At 64.0% G+C, this 5,694-nt stretch carries 8 protein-coding genes; 4 read left to right on the top strand and 4 right to left on the bottom strand.

Annotated elements, in window-relative coordinates; translation table 11 throughout:
- The 3 genes from AB4Z11_RS20800 to AB4Z11_RS20790 form a co-directional block, all read left to right on the top strand.
- Positions 1-620: MotA/TolQ/ExbB proton channel family protein (locus AB4Z11_RS20800; RefSeq protein ID WP_442027384.1), on the top strand; the 620-nt coding region annotated here is incomplete at its 5' end.
- Position 621: 1 nt separating this feature from the next.
- Complete coding sequence (locus AB4Z11_RS20795; RefSeq protein WP_442027383.1) at positions 622-1,044, top strand: ExbD/TolR family protein; 423 nt, start codon at positions 622-624, stop codon at positions 1,042-1,044.
- A gap of 2 nt (positions 1,045-1,046) precedes the next feature.
- Positions 1,047-1,364, top strand: a complete 318-nt coding sequence (locus AB4Z11_RS20790; RefSeq protein ID WP_442027382.1) for a barstar family protein — start codon at positions 1,047-1,049, stop codon at positions 1,362-1,364.
- Between the two features lie 53 nt (positions 1,365-1,417).
- On the opposite strand, the gene map is transcribed toward AB4Z11_RS20790, so the two are convergent.
- The 4 genes from map to AB4Z11_RS20770 all read right to left on the bottom strand — a co-directional run bounded on the left by map (position 1,418) and on the right by AB4Z11_RS20770 (position 4,482).
- Entirely contained in the window at positions 1,418-2,206 is a 789-nt protein-coding gene (gene map, locus AB4Z11_RS20785; protein WP_442027381.1) for a type I methionyl aminopeptidase, read from the bottom strand.
- A 58-nt stretch (positions 2,207-2,264) separates the two neighbouring features.
- Entirely contained in the window at positions 2,265-2,630 is a 366-nt protein-coding gene (locus AB4Z11_RS20780; RefSeq protein WP_442027379.1) for a VOC family protein, read from the bottom strand.
- 75 nt (positions 2,631-2,705) lie between these two features.
- Entirely contained in the window at positions 2,706-3,389 is a 684-nt protein-coding gene (locus AB4Z11_RS20775) for a hypothetical protein (protein WP_442027378.1), read from the bottom strand.
- Between the two features lie 172 nt (positions 3,390-3,561).
- Positions 3,562-4,482 carry a DUF6597 domain-containing transcriptional factor gene (locus AB4Z11_RS20770; protein WP_442027377.1) on the bottom strand — a complete coding sequence of 307 codons (921 nt, stop codon included), beginning with the start codon at positions 4,480-4,482 and terminating at the stop codon, positions 3,562-3,564.
- Positions 4,483-4,545: 63 nt separating this feature from the next.
- Between AB4Z11_RS20770 and AB4Z11_RS20765 the strand changes: the two genes are divergently transcribed.
- Positions 4,546-5,694, top strand: a 1,149-nt coding sequence (locus tag AB4Z11_RS20765; protein WP_442027376.1) for a class I tRNA ligase family protein, incomplete at its 3' end; no start/stop codon positions are given.

Raw genomic sequence — 5,694 nt, 5'->3', positions numbered from 1 at the left:
GGCATGCGGTGTCCTATCTGCTGCTGCTGATGTCGGTGCTGAGCTGGTACTTCATTCTCGGCAAGGGCTGGCAATCCTGGCGCGTGCGCCGCAGCAAGGGCGTGGTGCAGGCGTTCTGGGATGCGCCGACCTTGCAGGACGGCGTGGCCAGCGTGACATCGGGCGATCCGGAAGGCATTTACGCGGCGCTGGCCACGGCCGGCGCGGATGGCGTGAAGATGATGGGCCGCAGCTCGCTGGCCGGCGAGATGGGGCGCGGCGAGCAGCTGACGCGCGTGCTGCGCGATGCCATCCACGCCTCGACCACGCGGCTGGAAAGCGGGCTGACCTTGCTGGCGTCGATTGCCTCCACCGCGCCTTTCGTCGGCCTGATGGGCACCGTGTGGGGCATCTATCACGCGCTGGCGGCGGTGTCGACCGCGGGCACGGTGCAGCTGGACAAAGTGGCCGGCCCGGTGGGCGAGGCCCTGATCATGACCGGCGTCGGTCTGCTGGTGGCAATTCCCGCCGTGCTGGCCTATAACGGTTTTAACCGCGTCAACCGCCTCACGCTGAGCGAGCTGGATGCGTTTGCCCACGATCTGCATGCCTACCTGACGCGCGACGGCGCGGGAGTGTGAGATGGCTTTCGGCGCCTTCAATCATCACCGGCAGAAGGAGTCCATGGCGGACATCAACGTCACGCCCATGGTCGACGTGATGCTGGTGCTGCTGGTGATCTTCATCATGAGCGCGCCCATGTTCACCAATGCCGTGAAGCTGGATCTGCCCAAGGCGCAGGCCCAGGCTTCCGAGCAGCAGCCGGACACGCTGGCGGTGGCGATCGATGCTTCCGGCGCGGTATTCTGGAACAACGAGGCGCTCAAGCCGGGCGAGCTGGAAGAGCGGCTGGCCGCCGCCGCCGCGAAACAGCCGCAGCCCGAGCTGCAGCTGCGCGCCGACAAGGACACGCGCTACGAAGTGGTGGCGCAGGTGATGGCGGCCGCGCAGAGCAGCGGCCTGACGAAAATCGGCTTCGTCACCGACCCCAAGAAGGACAAATAATCATGGCGACTGCCACCTTGAACGGCGCGGCCATTGCCGGCGCCGACGCTTTCCATGCCGCCAGCCGCGAGGCTTTCGGCTTTCCCGAGTTTTACGCGAATACCATCGACGCCTGGGTGGACTGCCTGTCCTATCTGCGCGATGAAGAGAATATGACGAAGTTCCGGCTCAAGCCGAACGAGGTGCTGGAGATTGTCATCACTGACGCGGCCAAGGTGCCGGCTGAGCTGATCGAGGAAGTCACTTATTGCGTGGGCGGCATCAATGAGCGCTATGAGGATTATGGCGAGAAGCCGGCGCTCAAGCTGACCTTGCGCTAAACCCACGGCGGAAACTGGTGGCAGGCACGACGTGCCTGCCGCCCGCCTTTGCCTCAGGGGTTTTCGCCGGGGGCGAGCGTCAGGACGTCGAAGCCGGTGTCGGTGACGGTAACCATATGCTCCCACTGAGCCGACAGCGAACGGTCGGCGGTCACCACGGTCCAGCCGTCGGGCAAGGCGCGCGTCTGGTGCTTACCGGCGTTGATCATGGGCTCGATGGTGAACACCATGCCCGGCTTCAGCTCCATGCCCTGGCCGGGACGGCCGTAGTGCAGCACCTGCGGATCTTCGTGGTACACCATGCCGATGCCATGGCCGCAGTAATCGCGCACCACGCTGAAGCCGGCCGCTTCGGCCAGCTTTTGAATGGCATGCCCCACATCGCCCAACGTGGCGCCCGGCTTCACGGCGCGGATGCCGGCCCACATGGCGTCATACGTCACATCCACCAGCTTTTTCGCGGCCTTCGACGGATTGCCCACGTAGTACATGCGGCTGGTGTCGCCAAACCAGCCATCCTTGATCACTGCCACGTCAATATTGATGATGTCGCCGTCCTTCAGGACTTTCTTGGCGCTGGGGATGCCGTGGCAGATCACTTCATTGACCGAGGTGCAGATGGTCTTGGTGAAGCCGGCATAGCCGACATTCGCCGGAATCACTTGCTGCACCTGGGTGATGTAGTCGTGGCAGATCTTGTCCAGGTATTCGGTGCTCACGCCCGGCTTGACGTAGGGGCCGATCATGGTCAGCACATCGGCCGCAAGCTGGCCGGCCACGCGCGCGGATTCGACCTGGTCGGGCGTTTTGATCAGGATGGATTTGTTGTCGCGCTTGCGCATGGTGGGAGCCGAGTGAGGGGGAAGGGGCGCATGGTATCACAAGCGCCCCAGCGGCGGCTCAGGCTACTTTGGACGGGTCGAAGTGGGGATTTTCGATCAGGCCGAGGACGTTGCCGAACGGGTCGGCCAGCTCGGCGACCTTGATGCCTTCGCCCACGTCCTGGATTGAAGAGTGAGTGCTTGCTCCCAGTGCAAGCACGCGCTCGACTTCTTTTTCGATGTTGTCGACGCCCCAGTAGACCTGGGAGCCGGCCTTGCCCGGCGTGCCGTCCGGCACCAGTCCCAGCTCGAAGCCGCCGATTTCGAAGCCGACGTAGAACGGCTGGTCGAAGTAGGGTTCCTTGCCGAATACCTTGGCATACCAGGCTTTGCCGGCCGCCAGGTCGGGCGTTGGGTAGAGCGCAGTGCGCAGGCCTTTGATCATGTGGTTCTCCTCCTTTGTTATCGAATGCCCGCATCTTGCCACGGCGTTCACGGTTGCGATTGGAAAAATGGAAACTCAATCCAGAAAGGAGTCTTCCAGCCGCCGCGCGCTCGTCCGCCGCTCGGGACCCCCAGGCCACCAGAGCGACTGGCCTTGTCTGGCCTGGATGCGGGCCTGGCTCGGAATGGGCGGGATTCGCGGCAGGCGGTGCGGCGGCACTGACGCTGGCGTGGGAGTAGGTGCGGCTGCCGCTGCAGGTGCAGGTGCAGGTGCGGCGGTGGCAGTGGCAGTGGTGGCGGCGGCAGCGGGCAGGAACGGTCGAGCGTCTCGGGCGCGCTCCGCCCGCCGCTGCTCGTCGCGGCGGCTATGGGCGGCTTTCCAGGCTGTTTCGCCTGGCATCAGTAGCCAGATTTCGGTCCAGGCATTGCGCGGGATGCCTTCTTGCAGCCGCACGAACTGGTTAGGCGTGATCGGTCGGCGGGCGTGCAGAATTTCGTCGCCAACCACTTCGGCGTAGCGCGCGCCGTTTTCGCGGCTCCAGACGCGCAGTTGCGTGCCTTCCGGCAGGAAGAGGTTTTTCCATTGGTAGCCGCGTTGGCGGCAGGTGTGGACTGCAGGCTCTTTGGCGCGGGCTAGCCACTCGCGAATGGCTAGATCGGCGAACTCGGTAGCCGCTTCGGGCTTGCCACTGGCGGCTGCGAAGTTGAGTAGATCGCGCAGGGTGGCAGCTGGTATCGAAAACGTCTGTATTGCAAACATACTCTTTTCCTCCTCTCTTTTTCACTCTTTTCTACTCTTTTCCACTCTTTTGACCCGATGGCTGCGGCGAAGTTCAAAAAGAGTGAAAAAGAGTGAAAAAGAGTGGAAAAGAGTGAACAAAAAGAGTGAATTTGCCATAGCGATGTGCGCGAGGACAGCGCACCCGCGATGGTCAGCGAGTGAGGAGCCAGGCGTCAGGGGAGGCGCCGGCGAAGTCGTGGAAGTCGCGGATGAGGTGGGACTGGTCGAAATAGCCGCAGGCGAGGGCGAGGTCGGCCCAGTCGCCGTCGCAAATGGCGGCCCTGGCAGCGGGCGACGCATGTGCCGCGGTGGCGGCCGCGGCGGTGCGCCAGTCGCGGGCGGCGGCAGTGGCGCGGCGGAAGCGGGTGATGCGGGCGAAGAGTTTAGGCGTCAGGCCGACCTGCTCGCGGAACTGGGCGGACAGATGCTGCCGGCTGACGCCAAGGGAATCCGCCAGCGTCTCCACGCGCAGCTCGCCGCCGGAGGATTCGATGGCCGCCACAGCATGGCGCGCCAGTGTCGCGGCAGGGCTGGCAGCAGGCAAAGCGAAGTGCCCGGCCCGGGCAGCGCGAACGGCCTGAGCGATGCCGCTGCGGGTGGCAGCAGACGACAACGCGAGCCGCGCAAGCAGCGCCGACTCGATCAGCCGCAGGCGCGCGCGATCATCGAAATCCGAAGACCACAGGGCATCGCTCAGACGGTCGGCATCGGAACGGGGCCAGAGCAGGTCCAGGTCTGCGCGGCCATCGGTCAGCGGGGCGAGGGGCGTGCCGAGGAAGAGGGCGGCGGCGCCGGGCAGGAAGCGGACTGCCACCGTGCGCACCGGCCCATCGGCGGGCACATCGAAAAAGCGGCTCATCATGCCGACCGCGAAGGCCAAGCCGCTGTCCTGCCACAGGATATCGATGCAGTTATCCGGCAGCACGCGGTGGGAAAAGGCAGGGCGGCCGGGCGCGGCATTGGGTGAGCTGGCAGGCGCGGCGGCAGGCGGCGGCAGCACCGTGGCCGACCAGAAGCAGGCCACATGCCCGGCCAGCGCCGGATGCGGCGGATATTCGCGGTAGCGCATCATGTCGCGGCGCACCAAGGCATTGCGTATAATGATCGGTTCATATCACTCATTGTGCGCTCCATCATGCAAGAAAAATATAGTCCCGCAGACGTCGAAAAAGCCGCCCAAGCCCACTGGAAGGCGATCGACGCCTACAAAGCCGTCGAAAACGACCCGCGTTTCCCAAAAGGCAAGTATTACGCTTGCTCGATGCTGCCTTACCCATCCGGTAAGCTGCACATGGGCCACGTGCGCAACTATACGATCAATGACGTGATGTACCGCTACCTGCGCATGAACGGCTACAACGTGCTGATGCCGATGGGCTGGGACGCCTTCGGCATGCCGGCCGAAAATGCGGCAATGGCCAACAAGGTGCCGCCGGCGCAATGGACGTATTCGAACATCGCTCACATGAAGGAGCAGATGGAGTCGATGGGCCTGGCGATCGACTGGTCGCGCGAAATGGCCGCCTGCAAGCCGGAATACTACAAGTGGAACCAGTGGATGTTCCTGAAGATGCTGGAGAAAGGCATCATCTACCTGAAGACCGGCACCGTGAACTGGGACCCGGTGGACCAGACCGTGCTGGCCAACGAGCAGGTGGTCGATGGCCGCGGCTGGCGTTCGGGCGCGCTGATCGAAAAGCGCGAAATCCCGATGTACTACGTGCGCATCACCGACTACGCGGAAGAACTGCTGGACTACGTCGACCACAAGCTGCCGGGGTGGCCGGAGCGCGTGCGCATCATGCAGTCGAACTGGATCGGCAAGAGCACCGGCGTGCGCTTTGCCTTCCCGCACAGCATCAACGGCGACGACGGCGCGCTGATCGGCGACGGCAAGATGTTCGTGTTCACCACCCGTCCCGACACCATCATGGGCGTCACCTTCTGCGCCGTGGCCGCCGAGCACCCGCTGGCCAGCCACGCCGCGCGCAACAACCCTGAGCTGCAAGCCTTCATCGCCGAGTGCAAGATGGGCTCCGTGATCGAAGCCGATATGGCGACGATGGAAAAGAAGGGCATGCCGACCGGCCTGTTCGTCACCCATCCGATCAGCGGCGAGCAGGTCGAAGTCTGGGTCGGCAACTATGTGCTGATGACCTACGGCGACGGCGCCGTGATGGGCGTGCCGGCGCACGACGAGCGCGATTTCGCCTTTGCGAAAAAATACAAGCTGCCGATCAAGCAGGTCATCACCGCTGAAGGCCAGAGCTACTCCGACGAAGAG

Origin of the sequence: Pseudoduganella sp. RAF53_2, from assembly GCF_052113985.1 — a bacterium.
GTDB lineage: Bacteria > Pseudomonadota > Gammaproteobacteria > Burkholderiales > Burkholderiaceae_D > Rugamonas.
Note: the sequence above shows the minus strand (reverse complement) of the source record. Positions and strands in the feature narration are given on the sequence as shown.